The 21,985-nt window shown below is 70.8% G+C and carries 15 protein-coding genes; 6 read left to right on the top strand and 9 right to left on the bottom strand.

What is annotated here, in order from left to right; genetic code table 11:
- Window positions 1–172 precede the first annotated feature (172 nt).
- The 7 genes from ACFXKG_RS28130 to ACFXKG_RS28100 form a co-directional block, all read right to left on the bottom strand.
- Entirely contained in the window at window positions 173–643 is a 471-nt protein-coding gene (locus tag ACFXKG_RS28130; protein ID WP_384844819.1) for a cytidine deaminase, read from the bottom strand.
- The gene (locus tag ACFXKG_RS28125) at window positions 640–1,911 is read right to left on the bottom strand and encodes an ABC transporter permease (protein WP_384844816.1); all 1,272 of its coding nucleotides are present in this window, start codon (window positions 1,909–1,911) and stop codon (window positions 640–642) included. The genes ACFXKG_RS28130 and ACFXKG_RS28125 overlap by 4 nt, the downstream gene beginning before the upstream one ends.
- Window positions 1,908–3,104, bottom strand: a complete 1,197-nt coding sequence (locus ACFXKG_RS28120) for an ABC transporter permease (protein ID WP_384844812.1) — start codon at window positions 3,102–3,104, stop codon at window positions 1,908–1,910. The genes ACFXKG_RS28125 and ACFXKG_RS28120 overlap by 4 nt, the downstream gene beginning before the upstream one ends.
- Entirely contained in the window at window positions 3,101–4,672 is a 1,572-nt protein-coding gene (locus ACFXKG_RS28115; RefSeq protein ID WP_384844809.1) for an ABC transporter ATP-binding protein, read from the bottom strand. The genes ACFXKG_RS28120 and ACFXKG_RS28115 overlap by 4 nt, the downstream gene beginning before the upstream one ends.
- A gap of 315 nt (window positions 4,673–4,987) precedes the next feature.
- Window positions 4,988–6,037 carry a BMP family protein gene (locus tag ACFXKG_RS28110; RefSeq protein ID WP_384844806.1) on the bottom strand — a complete coding sequence of 350 codons (1,050 nt, stop codon included), beginning with the start codon at window positions 6,035–6,037 and terminating at the stop codon, window positions 4,988–4,990.
- Window positions 6,038–6,200: 163 nt separating this feature from the next.
- The gene (locus tag ACFXKG_RS28105) at window positions 6,201–7,433 is read right to left on the bottom strand and encodes an amidohydrolase (protein ID WP_384844920.1); all 1,233 of its coding nucleotides are present in this window, start codon (window positions 7,431–7,433) and stop codon (window positions 6,201–6,203) included.
- 243 nt (window positions 7,434–7,676) lie between these two features.
- A complete protein-coding gene (locus ACFXKG_RS28100) occupies window positions 7,677–11,033 on the bottom strand; it encodes an ALF repeat-containing protein (RefSeq protein WP_384844803.1) in 3,357 nt (1,118 codons plus the stop codon).
- A gap of 587 nt (window positions 11,034–11,620) precedes the next feature.
- On the opposite strand from ACFXKG_RS28100, the gene ACFXKG_RS28095 reads away from it, so the two are divergent.
- The 4 genes from ACFXKG_RS28095 to ACFXKG_RS28080 all read left to right on the top strand — a co-directional run bounded on the left by ACFXKG_RS28095 (window position 11,621) and on the right by ACFXKG_RS28080 (window position 17,674).
- Window positions 11,621–12,169, top strand: a complete 549-nt coding sequence (locus ACFXKG_RS28095) for a hypothetical protein (RefSeq protein ID WP_384844800.1) — start codon at window positions 11,621–11,623, stop codon at window positions 12,167–12,169.
- Window positions 12,170–12,237: 68 nt separating this feature from the next.
- Entirely contained in the window at window positions 12,238–14,451 is a 2,214-nt protein-coding gene (locus tag ACFXKG_RS28090; protein ID WP_384844797.1) for a trypsin-like serine protease, read from the top strand.
- 198 nt (window positions 14,452–14,649) lie between these two features.
- A complete protein-coding gene (locus ACFXKG_RS28085; protein WP_384844794.1) occupies window positions 14,650–16,599 on the top strand; it encodes a DNA/RNA non-specific endonuclease in 1,950 nt (649 codons plus the stop codon).
- Between the two features lie 31 nt (window positions 16,600–16,630).
- Window positions 16,631–17,674: a hypothetical protein gene (locus ACFXKG_RS28080; RefSeq protein WP_384844791.1), complete on the top strand. Its 1,044-nt coding sequence runs from the start codon at window positions 16,631–16,633 to the stop codon at window positions 17,672–17,674.
- A 120-nt stretch (window positions 17,675–17,794) separates the two neighbouring features.
- On the opposite strand, the gene ACFXKG_RS28075 is transcribed toward ACFXKG_RS28080, so the two are convergent.
- Together ACFXKG_RS28075 and ACFXKG_RS28070 are read right to left on the bottom strand one after the other, a co-directional pair.
- On the bottom strand, window positions 17,795–18,679 hold the full coding sequence (locus ACFXKG_RS28075; protein WP_384844917.1) for a helix-turn-helix transcriptional regulator: 885 nt from the start codon (window positions 18,677–18,679) through the stop codon (window positions 17,795–17,797).
- A gap of 41 nt (window positions 18,680–18,720) precedes the next feature.
- On the bottom strand, window positions 18,721–19,542 hold the full coding sequence (locus ACFXKG_RS28070) for an SDR family oxidoreductase (protein ID WP_384844914.1): 822 nt from the start codon (window positions 19,540–19,542) through the stop codon (window positions 18,721–18,723).
- Between the two features lie 382 nt (window positions 19,543–19,924).
- Between ACFXKG_RS28070 and ACFXKG_RS28065 the strand changes: the two genes are divergently transcribed.
- The gene (locus ACFXKG_RS28065) at window positions 19,925–20,527 is read left to right on the top strand and encodes a YdcF family protein (RefSeq protein ID WP_384844788.1); all 603 of its coding nucleotides are present in this window, start codon (window positions 19,925–19,927) and stop codon (window positions 20,525–20,527) included.
- A gap of 355 nt (window positions 20,528–20,882) precedes the next feature.
- Window positions 20,883–21,896 carry an SGNH/GDSL hydrolase family protein gene (locus ACFXKG_RS28060; protein WP_384844785.1) on the top strand — a complete coding sequence of 338 codons (1,014 nt, stop codon included), beginning with the start codon at window positions 20,883–20,885 and terminating at the stop codon, window positions 21,894–21,896.
- Window positions 21,897–21,985 lie beyond the last annotated feature (89 nt).

Here is a 21,985-nt window from a genome sequence, read left to right as displayed (position 1 = left end):
CACCGGCGGCCCCGGAGACCGGCCAGGCCGACCGGCCACCAGCACCTCCCGCCCCCCCCCGCCAAGGAGCACACGAGTTCACCAAGAAGCCCCACCCCCGCCCCGGCTTCACCCACCACCCCCCACCCCCCCCCCCCGCCGCCGCCGACGGGGGGGGCCCCCGGGGCCGGGTTCAGTGGGAACGGCCGTTCCCCGGCCGGCCGTTCTTCAGATGGCCGGGGCCGAAGGCCTGCGGGAGCATGTCGGCGAGCGTGCGGATCCCGTCCGGGGTCTCCATGACGAGCTCCGGGCCGCCGAACTCGTACAGCAGCTGCCGGCAGCGTCCGCACGGCACCAGCACCTCCCCCGCGCCGTCGACGCAGGTGAAGTGGGTGAGCCGGCCGCCGCCGCTGAGCTGGAGCGCGGAGATCAGCCCGCACTCGGCGCAGAGCCCGAGGCCGTACGAGGCGTTCTCGACGTTGCAGCCGGTGAGCGTGCGGACCGGGGCGCCGTCGCCGGCCACCGCGAGCGCCGCGACCCCGACCGGGAAGCCGGAGTACGGGGCGTACGCGCGGGACATCGCGTCCCGCGCCGCCGCCCGCAGCGCCTCCCAGTCCACGTCGACCGGGGCCGGGGCCCCGGCCGGTGCGTCCGGCGGCGTCATTTGCCTTGGCCCTTCCGGTACGGGAGTCCGTCGGCCTTGGGCATCCTGAGCCGTTGCGCGGAGAGGGCGAGGACCAGCAGCGTCGTGACGTACGGCGCGGCGTCCACGAACTGGCTGGGCACCTGGTCGGTGAGTCCGTACCAGACGAAGAGCAGCGCCGAGACGGCCGCCGAGATCACCGCGGGCAGGTACTTCTTCTTGTAGAGCTGCCAGCCGACGACCAGCACCAGCAGGATCGCGAGGAGCAGCAGCATCGCGTGGACGTTCTCGGCGCCGCCACGCAGCTTGAGGCTGTCGGTGAAGCCGAAGAGCCCGGCGCCCAGGGCCATGCCGCCCGGCATCCAGTTGCCGAAGATCATCGCGGCGAGGCCGATGTAGCCGCGCCCGCCGGTCTGGCCCTCCTGGTAGATGCCGGTGGACACGATGGCGAGGAAGGCGCCGCCGAGCCCGGCGAGGCCGCCGGAGACGACGACGGCGATGTACTTGTACTTGTAGACGTTGACGCCGAGGGATTCCGCGGCGACCGGGTTCTCGCCGCAGGAGCGCAGGCGCAGGCCGAACGCGGTACGCCACAGCAGCCACCAGGTGCCGGGGATCAGCAGCAGGGCGACGACGGTGAGCAGCGAGAGGCCGGTGACCAGGCCGCCCACCAGACCGGCGAGGTCGGAGACGAGGAACCAGTGTCTGGCCTGGAGGTCCTGCATCCAGTCGGAGAGTCCCGGGACGGTGATCTCGGTGATCGGGTCGACGCGGGGGGACTGCTTGGAGGAGCCGCCCTCGGCCGCGTCGAAGGTGAACTTGGAGAGGTAGCGGGTGGCGCCGACGGCGAGGATGTTGATGGCCACGCCGGAGACGATGTGGTTCACGCCGAAGGAGACGGTGACGACGGCGTGCAGCAGCCCGCCGAGCGCGCCGCCGATGATGCCGAAGAGGACGCCGGTCCAGGGGCCCCACTGGTAGCCGGCCCAGGCGCCGAACCAGGTGCCGAGGACCATCATCCCTTCGAGGCCGATGTTGACGACGCCCGCGCGCTCGGCCCACAGGCCGCCGAGTCCGGCGAGGCCGATGGGGATGGCGAGTTCGAGGGCGCCGGCGACCTGGCCGACGGAGGTGATGTCGTCGGCGCCGCTGATCAGCCGGACGAGCGAGACGAGCGCGAGCGCGCCGGCGATGATCAGCAGGATGACGGGGAGGGAGAGGGTGGGCCGGCCGCCGCTCTTCTTCGGGGCGGCGCTCGTGGCGGAGACGGTGCTCGTGGTCGTGGTCACAGCGCGGACCCCTCCTTCTCGGTCTGGTCGTCGCCCGCCGAGGCGCCCGGTGAGACGCTCTGCGTCGGGGCGCTGTCCGGCGGGGTCCCGGTGGTGGTGGCGAGGGCGCCGCCCGCGGCGAGTTCCTCGCCCACCTTCTGCTGCTGGCGGCGGAGCCCGTAGCGGCGGACGAGTTCGTAGCTGACCACGACCGAGATCACGATCAGGCCCTGCATGATCGTGGCGATCTCCTTCTCGTACCCGAACTGGTCGAGGGAGGCCGACGACTTGTCGAGGAAGGCGATCAGCAGCGCGCTGAACGCGATGCCCAGCGGGTTGTTCCTGCCCAGCAGCGCGATGGTGATGCCGGTGAAGCCGACGCCGGTGGGGAAGTCGAGGCTGTATGTGTGGGTGTCGCCCAGCAGGGTCGGCATCCCGGCGAGGCCGGCGATCCCGCCGGAGACCAGCATCGCGGTGAGGACCATCTTCTTGGCGTCGACGCCGGAGGCCTGGGCGGCGCTCTCGCTGGCGCCGGTGGCGCGCAGGTCGAAGCCGAAGCGGGTGCGGCCGAGGACGAACCAGTAGACGATGCCGCAGGCGGCGGCGACGAAGGTGAAGCCGTAGATCTCGCCGGCCTCGATGCCCATGTCCAGGCCGGGGAACCAGCCGGACTGCGGGATGTCGCCGGTGGTCAGGTTGTTGGAACCGGCGGGCTGGACACCGAAGTTCTTCGGCAGGATCAGCCAGGCGACCAGGCTGGTGGCGATCGAGTTGAGCATGATCGTGGAGACGACCTCGCTCACCCCGCGGGTCGTCTTGAGGATGCCCGCGATCCCGGACCAGAGGGCGCCGACGAGCATCGCGACGATCACGATCAGGGCGATCTGGAGCGGCCCCGGCAGATCGACGCTGGCGCCGACGAGCGCGGCCGTCATCGCGGCGAGCCGGTACTGGCCGTCGACCCCGATGTTGAACAGGTTCATCCGGAACCCGATGGCCACGGCGAGGGCGGCCAGGTAGTACGTGCCGGCCTGGTTGACGATCAGCACCTGTACGTCGACGTACGAGGCCGACTCGAACATGATGCGGTACGGCTCGACCGGGTTGGTACCCGAGACGAGCAGCACCACCGTGGTGAGGGCGACGGCGACGACCAGTGCGAGCACCGGTCCCGCGAAGCCCAGGATCAGCCGGTCCTTGTCGAATTTCTTCATCGGGCGTCGTCCTCCGGGCTCGCGCCGTCGGTGTGCGGGGCCGCGCTCTCCGCCGGTGCCTCCAGGTGGCCGCGGGCGGCGCCGGTCATGGCCGAGCCCAGCTCCTCCGGCGTGATGGTGGCGGGGTCCGCGTCGGCGACGAGGCGGCCGCGGTACATCACCCGCAGGGTGTCGGAGAGCCCGATCAGCTCGTCGAGGTCGGCGGAGACGAGGAGTACGGCCAGGCCCTCGCGGCGGGCCTCGCGGATCTGGTCCCAGATCTGCGCCTGCGCGCCGACGTCCACCCCGCGGGTGGGGTGCGCGGCGATCAGCAGCTTGGGGCGGTGGCTCATCTCGCGGCCGACGATCAGCTTCTGCTGGTTGCCGCCGGACAGCGAGGCCGCGGTGACCTCGATGCCGGGGGTGCGGACGTCGTACTCGCGCACGATCCGCTCGGTGTCGGTGCGGGCCGCCTTGAGGTCGAGGAGGCCGCCGCGGCTGTTGGGCGGCTCGGTGACATGGCCGAGGATGCGGTTCTCCCAGAGCGGGGACTCCAGGAGCAGGCCGTGCCGGTGCCGGTCCTCGGGGATGTAGCCGATGCCGTTCTCGCGGCGCCTGCGGGTGGGCGCGTGCGAGATGTCCTCGGTGCCGAGGGTGATCACGCCGCCGTCGGGGTCGCGCATCCCCATCAGCGCCTCGATGAGCTCGGTCTGGCCGTTGCCCTCGACGCCGGCGATGCCGAGGACCTCGCCGCGGTGGATGGTGACATCGATCCCGGCCAGGACCTCGCGGACGACGCCGTCGGGGTCGGTGGCGGTCAGCCGCAGTCCGTCGACGGTGAGCACCGGGACGTCCGTGACGGTGGACTCGCGGGTCTCCGGCGAGGGCAGCTCGCTGCCGACCATCAGCTCGGCGAGCTGCTTGGTGGTGGTGTTCGCCGGGTCGGCGGTGCCCACGGTGGTGCCGCGCCGTATGACGGTGATGTCGTCGGCGACGGACAGCACCTCGCCCAGCTTGTGCGAGATGAAGATGACGGTGAGGCCCTCGGCCTTCAGCTCCCGCAGGTTGTCGAAGAGCGCGTCGACCTCCTGGGGGACGAGGACGGCGGTGGGCTCGTCGAGGATCAGGATGCGGGCGCCGCGGTAGAGGACCTTGAGGATCTCCACGCGCTGGCGGTCGGCGACGCCGAGGTCCTCGACGAGGGCGTCGGGGCGCACGCCGAGACCGTACGCCTCGGAGATCTCCTTGATCTTCTTGCGCGCCTTGGTGCCGATGCCGTACAGCTTCTCGCCGCCGAGGACGACGTTCTCCAGGACGGTGAGGTTGTCGGCGAGCATGAAGTGTTGGTGGACCATGCCGATGCCGCGCGCGATGGCGTCGGCGGGGCCGGCGAAGGCGGCCTGCTCGCCGTCGATCGTGATGGTGCCCTCGTCCGGCTTCTGCATGCCGTAGAGGATCTTCATCAGGGTCGACTTGCCGGCCCCGTTCTCGCCGACGAGGGCGTGGACGGTGCCCTTGCGGATGGTGATGTCGATGTCGTGGTTGGCGACGACACCGGGGAACCGCTTGGTGATGCCGTGCAACTCCACGGCGGGAGGGCTGCTGGACGCGTTGATGACGCACTCTCCTTGGCGGGAAAGGAGTGGGGGCGGAGGGAGTGGCAGGGCGGGGTGAAGCTATCGCGCCGGAGGGTGGTCTACACGCATTGCGCTGCCGAATCGTAAGCGTAGGAGGGACCGACGGCCCGCGGGACGCGGGGGCCGCCGGGCCCGGGAGTGCCAGGTGCGCCGGGGGCCCGGGCGGCGGCTGGTGCCGTCGCTCCGGGCCCGCGGTCACGTACCGACGTACCGCATGTACCGCATGTACCGTGTGGACCGCTCGGTCGGCCGGGAGGCCGGGGGCCGTTACGGGGTGGTCTTGACGGTGATCTTGCCTTCGATGATCTCCTTCTTCGCCTTCTCGACGGCGGAGACGACATCGGTCATCTTGGTGTACGCCGGGTTGGAGTCGGCCAGGCCGACGCCGTCCTTGTCCAGGCCGTACCGGATCTCACCGGACTCGGGCTTGCCGTCCTTGACCGACTTGATCAGGTTGTAGACCGCGTCGGAGACGTCCTTGGTGACCGAGGTCAGGATCTTGTCCTTGTACTTGGCCAGGCCCTTCTGCGCGTACTGGTCGGAGTCGACGCCGATGGCCCACTGGCCGGCCGTGGCGGTCGCCTCGATGGCGCCGAAGCCGGCCAGACCGGCGGCGTGGTAGACCACGTCGGCCTTCTTGTCGAGCTGGCCCTGCGCGGCGGCCTTGCCGAGGTCGGGCTTGGAGAAGCCGTCGAAGTTCGGGGGCTGGGTCAGGTACTGCGACAGGACCTTCACCGACGGGTCGGTCTCCTTGACGCCCTGCTCGAAACCGGCCTGGAACTTCTTGATCAGCGGGGTCTCGACACCACCGATGAAGCCGACGGTCTTCGACTTGCTGACCTTGGCCGCGGCGACGCCCGCGAGGTAGGAGCCCTGCTCCTCGTTGAACACCATGTTGGCGATGTTCTTGTCGGTCACCGAGGAGTCGTCGATGATCCCGAAGGAGACCTTCGGGAACTTCGGGGCGACCTTCTTGATGGCGGGCGCGTAGGCGAAGCCGACGCCGATCACCGGGTTGTTGCCGGCGCGGGCCAGGTCGGTCAGGCGCTGCACCTTGTCGGCGTCGGCCTCCCCGTCCGCCGGCTCCGAGTCGGTGCCCTTGATGCCGAGGTCCTTCTCGGCCTTGGCCAGACCGGCGTAGGCGGCGTCGTTGAAGGACTGGTCACCCTTGCCACCGATGTCGTAGGCGATGGCGGCCTTGGCCTCGTTGGAGTCGGTTCCGGCGTCCGACGACGACTTGCCGCCACAGGCGGTGACGGAGAGCGCGAGTGCCGCTGACGCGACGCCCACAGTGGCTATCCTGGTGATCCGGCGCAAGGGAGGCTCCTTCTGGCCTAAGCGCCTCTTCCGGCGCTGGTTTCGCGGCGATCGTAACGCGCGTAGATGTCAGATAAAGACCTGTACGGAAGCCGTTATCGGATCGTCGCGAACGGGAAGCGAACAGCGGGGGATCAACAGGCGCGCCCGGGCCACCGGCCGGTTACGGACGGTCGCCGTCGAGCAGCGCGGCGGCGGTGAAAAGTTCCACGCCGACCTGGATGGCCCGTTCGTCGACGTCGAAATCGCCACGATGCAGGTCGTACCGGGCCTGGCTGCCGGGGGTCCGCACGCCGAGCCGCGCCATGGCTCCCGGGACCTGTTCGAGGTACCAGGAGAAGTCCTCGCCGCCGAGGCTCTGCTCGGTGTCCTCGATTGCATACGAACCGCGGCGCGCGGCCTGGGCGGCACGGAGCAGTTCGGCGACGGTGCCGTCGTTGACGACCGGCGGCACTCCCCGTACGTACGTGATCTGCGACTTGGCGCGGTGGAGCGTGGCGACCTCGTCGACCGCGGCGTGCACCAGGTCCGGCGCGTCGCGCCAGGCGGCCAGGTCCAGGCAGCGGACGGTGCCGGAGAGCTCGGCGTGCTGCGGGATGACGTTGGGGGCGTGGCCGGCCTCGATACGGCCCCAGGTGACGGCGAGCCCGGAGCGGGCGTCGACGCGGCGCGCGAGGAGCGCGGGGACGTCGGTGGCGACCCGGGAGACGGCGGTGACCAGGTCGGTGGTGAGGTGCGGGCGGGCGGTGTGGCCGCCGGGCCCGTCGAGGGCGATGTCGAGCCGGTCGCACGCGGAGGTGATCGGTCCGGTACGCAGTCCGATCGTTCCGGCGTCGACCTTGGGGTCGCAGTGCACGGCGATGATCGAACCGACCCCGTCCAGGGCGCCGGACTCGATGGCGTCGGCGGCGCCGCCGGGGAGGACCTCCTCGGCGGGCTGGAAGATCAGCCGCACCGCGGACGGCAGCAGCCCCTGGCGGTCCAGCCCGGCGAGGACGAGCCCGGCGCCGAGCACGGCCGCGGTGTGCACGTCGTGCCCGCAGGCGTGCGCGCGGTCGGGCACGGTGGAGCGGTACGGGACGCCGGTCTTGGTGTCCGGGATGGGCAGCCCGTCGATGTCGGCGCGCAGGGCGAGCATGGGGCGCGCGGGGTCCGGGGTGCCGATGTCGCAGACGAGCCCGGTGCCGGTGGTGAGGACACGCGGCGCGAGTCCGGCCTGCTCCAGCCTGCGCTTGATCGCGGCGGTGGTCCGGAACTCCTGGTTCCCCAGCTCGGGGTGCATGTGCATGTCCCGGCGGAAGGCGATCAGCTCGTCGCGCAGGGCGTCGGGCAGGGTGCCGGGGAGCGCGGGGTGCGTCGGTTCCCCGGGCTGATCGGTCTCGGACTCGCAGGACATCAACTGGCTCACCTGTCGAAGGGTAGGCCCCTTTAGTGATCAACCAACCCTGGATCAACAAAATTTCAGCCACTCAGGGGAAGAAAATTTATGCCCCTGTGCATGGCGATCACCCACAGTGGGTATACCGCGCCATTTCGGTGGAGTGCCCCCGCCCGGGAGGGCACTCCACCGCCCCCGGCCGGGGGCGCGGTCACCGGATCGTCTCAGAGGATCGGTTCAGCAGACGGCCGAGAAGACGGCTCAGAAGATCGACGACAATCCGCTGGTGATCGAGGAGACGAGTTCCTTGCCGTCCTCCACGACCTCGTTGACCACCGGGGCCACCCTCCTGGCGACCGGCATGACCCACTTGGACTGGCCGAAGGTGACCCGGTTGAGGGCCGAGATGGCGACGGACTCCAGGAACGCACCGCTGGTGAACCCGTTCTCGATGCCGTTGAACAGGGAGCTCAGCGCGCCGGCCCCCATCGACACGACGCCGAAGAATGCCGCGGCGGGCGCCAGTGGCGGGAAGACGAGGCTGGCGAGGCCGAGCCCGGCGCCGATGAATCCCGCGCCGATGCTGATGTAGCTGAAGGCGTCGGACCACCAGCCCGCGTCGGACCACCAGTCCTCCTTCGCGGGGCCGGTGCCGTTCTGGTTGACGTCGTCGTGGGTGCCGCTGTCGGCCGGGTTGTGCCCGTTGTTCCGGTCCTCCCGCGCCTTCTCCGCCGCCCGGCGGGCGGCCTCCGCGATCTCGGCCTGGCGCTTCTGGGCGGCGATCGCGCGGGCCTGGCTGGCCGCGGTCGCCGCGGTCCGCGCGTCCTGGCCGGCCTGCAGCGCGGACTGGCGGGCACTGGCCGCGGACGCCTGGGCGCTGTAGGAGGAGTTCAGGGCCGAACGGGCGGAGTCGATGGCCCTGTTCGCCGAGTAGTTCGCCGAGCGGGACGCGCTCCGGGCGGTCGCCGCCGCCGTCCTGGCCTGGTTCGCCGAGGCCTGTGCCGCCGACGCGGAAGCCTCCGCGGCGTCGGCGAGCTGCTTCGCCTCCGTCGCGTACCCGTCGGCCTTCCGCGACGATTCCAGCGCCTTGTCCGCCCACTGCTGCGCCTCCGCGGCGGCCTGCCGGGCGTCGGCGCCCGCCTTCGACGCCAGCGCCGCGTTCTCCTGCGCCGTCTGGGCGATCTTCGCCGCGGCGGCGATCGCCCCGCGGATCGCCGAGATGTGCGTGGCGGAGTCGTGGTCGAGCTGGGCCGTCACGTACTGCACGACCTGGACGAAGTTCCGCCGCATCCACGTCGGGCCCTCCAGGGCCACCTCCCCGTACGACTTGGTGTACTCGCCGCCGGTGTTCACCAGGGACGCGGTGGCGACGGCGTCGTCCTCCCGTACGGCCGCGGGGTAGGTGCGGTCGAAGAAGTCCTGCAACGCCTCCGGAGTGTTCGCGTTCAGCGCGTCGTTGGCCGCCTTGGTGACGGCCTTGCCGGGCTTCTGGCCGATGATGCGGGCGACCCCCACCCGGTTGTCGTCCTGCGAGGCCCGGATCACCCCCGAGGTGATGAAGTCGCCCACCGCCGTGGAGCTGGAGCTCTCCAGCGCCCGCTGGGCCGCCTCCGCGATCGCGGGGCTGGATATCTGGGCGAGGTAGAGGACGGTCTCCCGGTCGTCCTGCCCCTGTGCGAGCTGCCGGTCGAGGTCGACCCAGCTGAGTACGTCGTCGTCGCCGCCGGCCAGCGCGAACCCGGCGGCCTCCCGCGTCCACGCGCCCTTCGCCGCGAGCAGACCGGTGGCGGCCCGGCGGCCCAGCGTGGCGGCGCGGGCCAGGTCGCCCGTCCCGAGCGCGGCCTCGGCACCGGCGATCAGATCCTTGATCGCCTGTGAGGTCTGCGCCTCCTGCGCGCGCTTGTTCTCGTACTCGGCCTTGTCCTCCACCTCGATCCGGGCCAGCAGCGCGGCCTCGTCGAGGCCCTGGAGTTTCTCCTGCTCCAGCCGCGCCAGCTCCGCCTCCCGCGCCGCCTGTTCCACGGCGATGGCGGCTTCCACGGTCTTGGTGGCGGTGTTGGCCGCCTTGACGGCCTCGGCCGCGTGGGCGGTGGACCGGTTCGCGTAGTCGATGGCCTGGCCCGCGTACTTCACGGCCTCGTCGGCGGCGTCGGCCGCCTTCTCCGCGTGGTCGGCGGCGGAGTTGGCGGCGTCGCGCGCGGTACGCGCCGCGGCGGCGGCCGTGTTGGCCAGGGCCTGGGCGGTGGAGGCCGCGTTGGTGGCGCGGTTGGCGGCGGTGCTCGCGATGGCCGCCTGCCGCCTGGCCTCGGCGGCCTCCGACTGCGCGGCGCCCGCCGCGGCGGCGGCCTGCGCGGACGCGGCGGCGGCGGAGGCCGCGTTGCGGGCGGCGGAGGCGGCCGAGGAGCCGGCGCTGGCGGCCTGCGCGGAGGCGGCCGCCGCGTAGTCGGCGGCCTTGGCCGCGGTACGGGCCCGCGCGGCCGAGTTACGGGCGGCGACCGCGGCGTTCTTGGCCGCCGCGGTCTTGGAGGCGTCCTTGGAGGCGGCGATCGCGGCGTTGTAGGCGCGGGAGGCGGCCCCGCCCGCGGTGGCGGCGGCCTGGGAGGCCGCGGTGGCCGCCCAGGAGGCGCGACGGGCCGCGTTCACGGCGGAGTTGGAGGCGTTGATGGCGGTGCGGGCGGCGTTCGCCGCGCCCTTGGCCGCGCCGGCCGCCTTGCGCGCGGCGGCACCGGACCGCTGCACGTCGTCCTTGGCCGCCTCGGCCTCGGCCGCGGCCTTCTCCGCCGCCTCCTTGGCCTTCGCCGCCGCTGTCCGGGCCCGCTCGGACGCCTCGACGGCCAGGTCGGTCTCGGCCTGGGCGCGCTTGCCCTCCCGCTCGACGACCGCGACGAGTTCCTCGATGGTCGCCGCCTCCTGGTCACGGGCGCGGGCGATGTGCTGGCCGGTGTCGAGGAACCACTGGATCTCCGGCCCGCCGCCGCTCAGCGCGCGGTCCGCGTACTTCCGTACCTCGGGCCCGGCCTTGAGCAGCATGGCCGTGACCTGGACCCGCGCGTCCTCCAGGCGGGCGGTGAACTGCCCCTGGGAGAGATAGTTCTCCAGCGCCTTCCGGGTGCCCGCGTCCAGGGCCGTGGAGGCATCGCGCTGGACCGCCTTGTCGCCGGTGGCCGACACGGTGGCCGTCGCCACCCTCAGGTCCTCCAGCAGGGCGGGCTCGAAGCCGTCCTTGAGGAAGGCGGCGATGGCGCCGTCGCCGTTGTCGAGGGCGGCGACGGCGTCACGGCGCAGGCCCACGCCCGCCCGGGCGAGGCAGCTGACGATCGCGACGCGGTTGTCCTCCGCGGTCACCTTCGGCAGCGTCTCGGCGAGGAAGGCCGTGATCTCCGTGTCGGTGCCGAAGAGCACGTCGGCCGCGGCGGCCCTGGTGGCCTTGCCACCCGTCATCCACGCCGTGACCACCTCCGCCCGCTCGGTGTCCGGCAGCGTGAGCGGACCGGACTCCGGGTCGTCCGCGGTGGCGGCGCGGGCCACGGGTGTCCAGGCCGGCGGTGAGGCCGCGGCGGCCGTGACCGCGGCGAGCGAGCCGAGGAGCCGTCTCCGACTCCAGAACATGGTCTGCATAGCGGTGGTCTCCTCGTGTTTTCCGCCGGTGAGGCAGATAGGCGATCACTGACGCGGCAGGCTCCCCGTACGCCCGGGCTGTCATGTGCGGCACCAGCGAGGCGTGAGCGTGGCCTGTGCGATGAACGGGACCATACCAACCCACGTTCATGCAGAAATCAATTCGGCGTAGCCAAAAATAAAACATGAGGGGGTGGCGCCGGGCGACAGGAACGTGTTATTCCCGAGAAGCGGAATGCCAGCCTTCGTTATGCGTTCTTTATCAGCGCCGTACAACCCTCGATAAACGTGACGAGGGTCACACACCACCGTCAACTGCCGTCCGTTTTATGGCCGTTGGAGGAGTGGACAGCGCCGGTGCGGCGAGATGCCATGGGCGCGACGAAGCGGCTCCCCGGGTTCGGGGAGGGCCTGTTTCTTCACGGGGGCACCGAAGTGAAATTCCTTGTGGACCACTTGTGGGCCATTTGTGGACCACGTGCGCCCCGCCGAAGGGCCGGGGTTTCCATCCGCAATACGGATGCCTTCTCGCCAGTCTTGAACCACGTTACGGACATGGATTCGGAACCAACGGACCGAGGAATGCGATGAAGGCACGCACCACAATTGCGGTGAAGCCGCAGCGGAAGAGATTCCTTGCCCGGACGCTGGGCGCGGCGGTCGTCGGCGCCCTCGCCTGGGTCACCCTGGCGTCCGGCGCCGGCGGCGGCGCCACCGCCGCCGGGACGGGCGCCGCCGCGACCGTCGCCGACGACGCCCCCGGCTACGCGGTCGAGAACTTCGACTACCCGGGAGCCGACGAGATCCTGGAGGAGCAGGGCATCGTCCTCAAGCGCGGCGACGGACACATCACGCTGGCCGACTGCGGGAGCGGCACCGGCCTCCTGGAGATCATGGCCCGCAGGGAGGCGGCGAACATCTGCTTCCGGGTCGTCGGCGACTCGGGCCGGCTGACCATGGAGATCCCCGCCGTCTACGCCGTCAAGGGCAACGACTACGACACCGAGGTCGACATGACCGTCGGCTCCGAGGAGAAGTCCTTCGACATCCTCAAGAACACCTGGACCGCGGTGGGCGAGAGCGCCGAGGAGCAGAACCGCGAGCACATGCTCGTGGAGATCAGGACCTCCAAGTAGTGCCCGGGAGCTTGCGTTCCGGCCCCGGCCCCGACCCGTCGTCCGATCTGCCACCGAGGAACTCACTCATGCGACCCACCAGACCCCTGCTCTCCTGGGCCCTCGCCGCGGCCCTGGCCGCCGGCCCCGTCGCCCTGAGCGCCGCGCCCGCCGCCGCCGTGACCGGCCCCGCCGTCGCCTCCGGTGACACCACCTACGCCTACACCGCCCAGATCATCGTCGGCGACCACGACCGGGGCTGCTCCGGCGTCCTCGTCGACCGGGAATGGCTGCTCACCGCGGCCAGTTGCTTCGCCGCCGACCCGGTCGCGAGCCTCGCGGTCCCCGCGGGCAAGCCGCAGAAGAAGACCACCGCCACCATCGGCCGCACCAGCCTCACCGGCACCGCGGGCGCGGTCCGCGAGGTCGTGGAACTGGTGCCCCGTACCGACCGCGACGTGGTCCTGGCCCGGCTGAACCGCCCGGTCACCAACGTCACCCCGCTCGCGCTGGCCACCACCGCGCCCGCCGCGGGCGAGGAACTGAAGCTCGCCGGGTACGGCCGCACCAGGACCGAGTGGGCGCCGCTCAACCTGCACACCGGCGCGTTCACGGTGGACGCGTCCACCGCCACCACCGCCACGGTCACCGGCAAGGACAACGTTGCCGCGTGCATGGGCGACACCGGCGGCCCGCTGGTCCGTTCGACCGGTGGCACGCCTCAACTGGCCGCCCTGAGCAGCCGGTCGTACCAGGGCGGCTGCTTCGGCATCGACACCAAGGAGACCCGTACCGGCGGCATCGCGGCCCGCGTCGACGACCTGGCCGGCTGGGTGGACTCCGCGGTCGGCGCGGTCCGTATCACCGACTACAACTGCGACGGCGTCGAGGACATCGCGATAGCCGACCCCCGGGCCACCGTCGGCGGCGACGCCCAGGCGGGTCTCGTCCGGGTCGTGTACGGCGGCGGGAAGGGCATCGCCGAGATCACCCAGGACCTCGACTGGGTGCCGGGCGGCTCCGAGGCCGGCGACTGGTTCGGCGAGTCCCTCGCCACCGTCGACTACAACGAGGACGGCTGCACCGACCTGGTCGTCGGCACCCCCGCCGAGGACCTCGGCGGCGAGGCCGAGGCCGGCTTCGTCCAGATCCTGTACGGCGCCCCCGGCGGCCTGGGCACCGGGACGCTGAAGGCCACGCACCTGGAGCAGGGCACGGGCTCGGGCAGCATCGGGTCCTCCGCCTCCGAGGCCGGCGACCGCATGGGCGACTCCCTGGCCGCCGGCGTCACGGCCGCCGGTGAGCCGTTCGTGGTGATCGGGGTGCCCGGCGAGTCCATCGGCACGCTCGACAAGGCGGGCATGTTCTTCTACGTGCGCGGCGCCACCAACGTCTCCGTCCACCAGGACACCACCGGCGTGCCGGGCACCGCGGAGGCGGACGACCGCTTCGCCGGCAGCGTCGCGGCCGACGCCAACCACATCGCCATCGGCTCCCCGGGTGAAGCCATCGGCACCGAGGCGGAGGCCGGCGCCGTGGTCGTCTTCAGCCACACCCTCAACTCCGAGAACCGCCCCACCGCGCGGTTCGGCCTCGACCAGGACCTGGACACCGTCTCCGGCGGCGCCGAGGCCGGCGACCTGTTCGGCGATGCCGTGGCGCTCGCCCCGTACCGTCCCTCGGGCGCCGCGAGCGCCACCGAGTCGATCCTCGCGGTCGGCGCGCCCGGTGAGGACCTGACCATCGGCGGCGCCGACAAGGCCGACACGGGAGCGGCCTACACCTTCCGGGTCACCGCCGCGGGCACCTACAGCCAACTCGCCGGGTTCTCGCAGGGCACCGGCGACGACGACGTGACCGGCACCGCCGAGGCCGGCGACCGCTTCGGCTCGACCCTCTCCGCCGTGAACACCGCGCCCCGAGCGGTGTCCACCACGGCGACAATGAAGCTGGCCATCGGTATCCCGGACGAGGCCGTCGGCTCGGTGGCGAAGGCGGGCGCGATCCTCACCCTCTCGCTGCTCGGCGCCCCGGGCGCCAACGACCGCTGGCTGGAGGCGGGCAACAGCGCCGGCATCCCCGGCACCGCCGGGACCAACCAGTACCTGGGCCGGAGCATCCACTTCACCGGCACCCGCCTGTACGTCGGCATGCCGTACGGCCCGGGAGCCTACGGGGCCCTGCACGCCCTGCCCCTCGCCAACGTGACCGCAGGCGCCACCGCCGCGCCGATCACCACGTACCAGCCGGGACAGGGCGGCCTCCCGCCGGCCGGCTCCCGCTTCGGCCTCGCGGCGCGGTAGCCGGACCGTACGACGCCCGCTGCGGCCTCGCGGCGCGCAGCCGGAGCGTACGACCGCACGACGCCCCACGGCGAGTGGTCGGCCACGACCGAGATCCGCTGTCGTGGCCGGCCTCAGCCCCACTCACCAGCAGCACTTCACACCCGAAAGGCAAGTACGACAATGCGACCATCGTCCTTCCTTGCGCGGTACCGACGCATGGCCGTCCCGTTGCTGATCGTCCTCGCCGTGGGCGCGACCACCACCGGGACAGCACCGGCACCCCAGGAGCCGGGGGCATCCCCCCGCCAGGTGGGCAGACTCGACCCGGCCGATCCGGCCGGCGTTCCCACCCCCACCGAGACCACCGGGACCACCAGGACCCGGCCCGTCACCGTGGCCGCCGGGGAGCACTGCGAGCCCGTACGCCCCGGCTCCCGCGAGGGCAGGGCGGGTGCCGTGGAGGCCTGCGTCACCACGAGCGTCACGCCGGTGAAGCCGGGCGGGCGGGAGGCTCCCGCCGCCGCGCGGCAGGCCGCCCCGGCCGTCGCCGCCGACGACGACTCGGCCACCTGCGCGATCACGACCCCCGGGATGTGGAACTACGGCCGCTTCGGCTACTGCGTGAACGGCCTGACCGTCCTGTACCTGCTCAAGGACGGCAACGGCAAGGAGATAGGCACCGGCACACTGGACGTCGCGACCAGTGCCCTCCTGCCCGCCGATCGTAAGACGTGGAACGAGTACGTCACGGTGACGATGACCGGTGCGACCGGGGCCGTCACGGCCCTGACCGCGAAGTTCCGGTCCGCGTGCTCGACCGGCTGCAAGGCCACCAAGACCGCCCCGTGGTACGGGGGCGACCTGGTCAAGGGCCAGTCCGTCAACGGCTTCGTGTCCTACTCCTCCACCCCGGCCGCCGGCGCGAAGGTCGAGTTCACGACGTCGTACCAGCTGTACGTGACCTCCCCCGGCGCCCAGATCACGGACCCGAACGCCTCCTGGAGCAACCCGGAGCGGATCCGCTGCGACGACGACGTCCGCGACACGACCAGTTCCACCAGTACACCCGGCCCCGGCTGCGTCGTGCCCAGCGTCATGCCGGTCGTCAGGATGAGCGCGAACGCGTCGGGTTCGGCCGCGGCGGCCGGCTACCTGTGGGCCCAGGAGAACCTCGCGGACGGCTGGGGCCGCGACAAGCCCCTGACCCGGGCGAAGAGCGGCATCGCCGACCGTACGAATCGCACCTGCGGGGGGTCGAAGCCCTTCGAGGCCAAGCCGGACTACATCGCGAACGACAGCTGCGGCGAATTCCCCTTCGCGGCGACCCACGAAGGAGGAACCGACGGCGCTCGCTGCGCCGAGATCATCCCCAACTACAGCAGTGGAGGATGGGACTTCCTCGAACCGGACGGCGGCACGGACCGGGGCAGCCCCTGCGCACGCGTCCACGCCCCGCTCGCGGACAACCAGGCCGCCGAGGCGCAGCTCTTCGAGGGCTTCGTGAACCAGCGGGTGGTGGAGGCCGAGCAGTTCAAGGTCGAGATCACCGGCTCGACCGCCGAGCCTCAGGCAGCCTGCCTGCAGAACCCGCCGGCCGGGGCGCTTCCTTCCAGCAGCGGATGGGTGAAGAACACCACCGAACGGGTCCCGCTCGCCAATAAGACCATCCCGCTCGGCCCGGCGGGCGACCGGGCGGCCACGGCCGTGACCTGCATCGCCAAGGACGTGAAGGAGGGCAGCCCGGCCGAGGGTGACATCACCGGCTGGCAGGACGCACAGGCGTACGCCGCCGCCCACTCGCCCGGAACCGGGCTCGCCCGGTGCCACCTGATAGCCAACATCCTCGGCGGAAAGGGCGGGGAACGGGACGGCGGACCGCGCAATCTCGCCCCCTGCTGGCAGGTGGGTATGAACACCGGCACGCCCAGCATGCGGACCTACGAGTTCGCGGCCCAGAGGCTGGTGGCGGACAACGGCTTCGGGGCCAACGACGCGATCCTCTACCAGGTCACGCCCCATTACCGGGACGCCACCAGCACCATCCCCGAGGGGGTCACGATGAGCGCTACAGTCGAGCGGGCGGACGGCACCTCACAGCCGCTGTTCCCCACCGTCTACATCACCAACACCCAGCGCAACACGGGGCTGTTCAACCTCGGAAACTGATCCACACCGCTGCGCGCCACCGGGAGCCGGAATGAGTCGTACGACACCACCGCGGCCGTTCGACGTCGCCGCCGTCTTTCCTCAACTGGCCCCGATGGCACGCACGGCGACCCGGTTGCATCCCCGCCCCGGGTCCCCGTCACCGCACGACAGTTCCGTCGGCGGGCCGCTGCTGTGGCCCGCCGGCGAGCCGTGGCCGTACTGCGAAGGACCGCACGAGTGGGACGGGATGAACGCCCCCCTCTCACCGGAGGACGTGCGGGTGCAGCGGCACATCCGGGCGATGGTGGCGAGCCGGCCGGCCGGCATCCCCGAGATGTCCCGGTACACGCCCGAGGAGCGGGCGATCGACAACCGGATCAACGACGGCCGCCCGTGGCCCGAGGGCCCCATCGCCATGCTGCCCGTGGCCCAGTTGTACGTGCGCGACATCCCCCTGCTGCGCCCGCCCGGCCAGGCCGAAGCCGATCTGCTCCAGATCCTCTGGTGCCCCTTCGACCACCCGGCCCACCCCGCGACCGCCTTGTTCTGGCGGTCGGCCGCCGCGGTCACCGATGTCCTCGGCACACCTCCCGAGCCACCCGCCGTCCAGTTCCCCGGCTATCTGCCGCAGCCGTGCCTGCTCTCGCCGGAGCAGGTCACCGAGTACCCCCACTACATGGAGCTGAGCAAGGAGTTGCAGCAGCGGCTGGAGGACTGGAGCAGCTGGCAGGCGGCCGGCGCCGCGGTGGACAGCTCCTACGCCGACGCCCCGAAGGAGCTCTACAAGAAATGGCTGTCCATCTCGCCCGGCTGGAAGACCGGCGGCTGGACCCGCTGGGGCCTCACCGATCCCATGCCCCGGATCTGCCCCGCCTGCGGCACCGGGATGGACCCGCTGCTGACCATCGCCACCACCGAATGGAACGACACCACCGCGAACTGGGCCCCCGTCGGAGACCAGGCCCGCGCCCCGCTTCCCCCCGGCACCCGCCCGGCCAACTACACCTTGATCGACCTCGCCCGAGGCTATGACCTGCAACTCCACGTCTGCCCGGCGTCCCCGGACCACCCGCACATCGAACTGATCCAGTGAGCCCGACCCGCGACAGCCCGGCACGGCGCTTACCAGGGCCCGCGAAGAACCGTCACGTGTTCACCCGCGAGGACGAGCGAGGAAGGTCGCAAGCACGCGAGGGCGTGCGAAGGGGTTGGACTATCCGTCGTGTGCTTCGAGCTCGGTCGCCGGCGTCTGCTGGGTGGCCGCCCACGACGCCAGGAGCGCCACATTGTCAGCGGTCGGTGTGCCCGCGGGTGCGGTGTAGACGTTGAGGCGCAGGCCGGGTTCGGCGGGCAGTTCCAGGGACTCGACGTCCAGGTCGAGCCGGCCCACGATCGGATGGCGCATACGCTTGCGGCCGGACCGGTGCAGCCGCACGTCCTGAGATGCCCACCGCTGCCGAAACAGCTCACTGCGTGTCGACAGTTCGCCGACCAGGGCGATCAGCTCCTCGTCGTGCGGATCGCGGCCGGCTTCCATGCGTAGCTTCGCGGCCACGTCACCGGCGATTTGGTCGTAGTCGACAAAGAAATCTCTGGCCGCCTCGGGGTTCAGATAGACGAACCGCGCTGTGTTCACGGGCCGTCGCGGGTCGGCCAGCACCGGTGAATACAGCGCGCGAGCGAGTTGATTCATGGCGAGCACGTCATAACGGCCGTTACCGATCCAGGCCGGCGCATCGGAGATCGCGTCGAGCACCTGCTGCAGCGTCGAGCGCACCGTCACGGCAGGCCTGCGCCGGCGTGGGCCGCTCGGCGCCCTGGACCGGCGCGCGAGGCGGAACAGGTGGTCGCGCTCGGCCTCGTCGAGTTGCAAGGCAGAGGCCAACGCGTCGAGCACGCCGTCGGAGGCACCGGCGATGCTGCCGCGCTCCATGCGCACGTAGTAGTCGACCGATACCCCCGCCAGCAGCGCTACCTCTTCGCGGCGCAGACCTTTGACCCGACGGTTGCCGCCGTAAGCGGGCAGGCCCGCCTGCTCGGGTGCGATGCGGGCGCGACGCGAGCTGAGAAACTCCCGGATCTCGGTGCGTGGATCCATCGCGGCCATCCCCCTACCATAGGCCCGTTCAGCCGTACTGGTCAGTGGCCCATGACGGGGGGAGTACCCGTTGCAGTCGTCGCGGTGCCGCCATCTACCGGGATGATGGCGCCCGTGAGGTAGGACCCGGCCCGGCCGGCGAGAAACACGGCGGTACCCGCCATGTCGTCGTCGCGGCCGAGCCGGCGCAGTGGGGCCGCCGCCGCGATCTTGTCGCCGATGGCATCGAGCGTGGCCCCCATCATCTGCGACGGGAAGACTCCCGGTGCTACCGCGTTCACCGTGACGTGCTGTGGGCCCAGCTCCCGGGCAAGCACTCTGGTGAGTTGATGGAGTGCCGCTTTGCTGCTGGCGTACGAGTAGGTGGGTGCCTGGGCGACGTGGATGGCGGCGATACTGCCGATGTTGATGATCCTCGCCGGATCATCGGCGGTTCCCGCCCTGCGAAGTGCGGGAAGCAGCGCCTGCACCAGCCAGAACGGCGACTTGAGGTTGAGGTCGATCACCGCGTCCCAGGCCTCGTCCGGGAACGTCTCCAGCGGCTCGCTACGCATCGCTCCCGCGTTGTTGACGAGGATGTCCAGGCGTTCCGAGTCGGCCATGACAAGATCAGCGAGGCGCTGGCACTCGTCGTGCCTGGACAGGTCGGCGGGAATTGCTTGGACGTCGCCGAATTCGGACAGCAGCTGCTGTGCCTCCGCGCACGTGTCCGCATTGCGCGAGCTGATGACGACGCGGGCGCCCGCCTGGAGAAGGCCGCGCGCAATCATCATCCCAATTCCCTTGGTGCCGCCAGTGACAAGTGCGCATTTCCCACTCAGATCGAAAAGTTCTGCGTGAGTGGTGAATTGGTTGTCCGCCATTGGTCTCCGTCCCTTCTGTTGGAAGAATTCGCCGACACGGTCGCGCATTCGGGGCAGCTGAATGGAACTGATGGAGGTAAAGCTGCGGTGCGTGTCCATGGGGTGTTGTCGGCACTTTCGACTCAACCAGGCTGGCAGGCGTTGTGGACGTCCGGGAGACCCTGGTGATACAGGTACTGTGAGAGCCCCCCTTGCCTGGTGCGCCGACTCACCTCAGTGATCGGAGCCGGCTGCGGGTCGGGCAAGCCGCTTGCCGACCCGATGGTGCGTAGGTCGATCTGAGCGCCCCATAAGGAAATCGCGGAACTCCTCACCGAATGCGCCGTTCGTAGCGTGGCTGATACCTGCGCTGCCCGACAGCGAGCTGTCCTAGAGTCGCCGCATGCGACTGGTGATTACAGGAGTGGCGATAGCTGGGGCGGCAGCTCTGGCTTGGGGCGAGTGGTTGAACTGGCGCTGGTCTCGAGCTCTCGTGGGGAACAGCGGTGGAGCTGCCGAGGCTGTGGTCGTGCTGGGATACCGGAACCCCCAAGCGACGGCAAACTACATCAACCGCTGGCGAGTCCGTGCTGGAATACGCTCGATCACCGCCGGCAGTGCGCGTGGCACTCGCGTGATCTTCAGCGGTGGTGCGACCAGCAGCAGCGCTGCGGAGGCCCAGTTGATGGCTGACTACGCGAAGTCGGTGCTCAAGTTCGCCGGCACAGTGCTCCTCGAAGACCGGAGCAGAACGACATGGGAGAACATCACGAACGTGATCCCACTGCTTGAAGACGTCGACCGAATCAAGATCGCCTCCCAGTCGGCACACGCGCTCAAGGCCCGTGCGTACTTGCGGCGGCAGCGCCCTGATCTTGCCGAGAGACTCGTGCGCGCGGATGACTACCGCCCGGGCGAGTGGTTGATCGCCAAACCGCTGCTGGCTCTGTACGGACTTTGGATGCTCCGTGGCCTCAAAGCTGACGAACGGAAGACCTTTCCGTAGACGGCCGCTGTCGCGTCGGCTTCACGCCGAGATCCCGGACCAGGCGGCGGTACGTGTCGTGGTCGTAGCCGGGAACCGCTCCTGGTGCGGCTCGTCGGCAGCCTGCCGGCACTGCACGGCCCCTTCGACCTGATCCCACAGACGAACGGGACCCCGCTGGTACGACCGGTTCCGCCCACGGCGACGCCCCGGCCGGATACGGGCTCGGGGTTACATGAGCCCGGCCGGAGTGCCGCACACACTCATTTGACTAGTCACCCTTCGCGCATGAATGATCACTGATCGTTCCAGCTGACCGGCCCCTTCTCGTGGGCCTTGACGACAGGGCACATCCATGTCTTCGGCCATGCGCAAGATGACGAAATCTCCGGTGGCGCGGCGGCTGGCCGCCGCGGCCGTCGCGCTGGGCAGCTGCCTGGCGCTCGCCGGGCCGGCGGGAAGCGCGGGCGCGGCACCCGCCGACCCCGTACCGACCGTCTTCTTCGGCGACTCCTACACCGCCAACTTCGGCATCGCTCCCTTCAACCAGGACGGCGACAGGGCCTTCTGCTTCCAGGCGAAGGAGAACTACCCCACCGTCGCCACCCGGCGCCTCGCGGACAAGGGCATCACGCTCGACGTCCAGTCGGACGTCTCCTGCGGAGGCGCCCTAGTCCAGCACTTCTGGCAGGAACAGGAGCTGTTGGGCGGCATGAAGGTCCCGCCGCAGCAGGACGCGCTCAAGCAGGACACCCAGCTGGCCGTGGGAAGCATGGGCGGCAACACGCTGGGCTTCAACCGCATCCTGAAGCAGTGTTCCGACGAGCTCCGGGGCCACCCTCTGCTGCCGGGAGAGCCGGTGGACGGGGACGAGCCGGCCTCGAAGTGCGGTGAGTTCTTCGAGTCCGGGGACGGAAAGCAGTGGTTGGACGGTCAGTTCGAGCACGTCGGGTGGGACCTGGAGGAGCTGCTCGACCGCATCGGATACTTCGCCCCTGACGCGAAGCGCGTCCTGGTCGGCTACCCCCGGCTCGTGCCCGAGGACACCACCAAGTGCCTGACCGCGGCACCCGGCCAGACGAAGCTGCCGTTCGCCGACATCCCCAAGGATGCACTGCCGGTCCTGGACCAGATCCAGAGGCGGCTGAACGACACCATGAAGAAGGCCGCCACTGACGCCGAAGGCGGCGCCGACTTCGTCGACCTCTACGCCCGCACCGGCGGCAACACGGCGTGCGACGGTGCCGACCGGGGCGTGGGCGGCCTGCTGGAGGACTCCCAGCTCGATTTCGGCGCCAAGCTCCCCTGGTACGCGCACCCCAATGACAAGGGCCGCGACATCCAGGCCGCACAGGTGGCCGACAAGGTCGAGCAGATCCTCAACCGGTAGGAGGTCACGCGGCCCCACCGGCCGTCCAAGGGCGCAGAGGCGCGACGTTCGGTCCTGTCCGACCGCGTTCGGCCCGCCACCCGAAGGGG

Origin of the sequence: Streptomyces sp. NPDC059255, assembly GCF_042752355.1 — a bacterium.
GTDB lineage: Bacteria > Actinomycetota > Actinomycetes > Streptomycetales > Streptomycetaceae > Streptomyces.
Note: the sequence above shows the minus strand (reverse complement) of the source record. Positions and strands in the feature narration are given on the sequence as shown.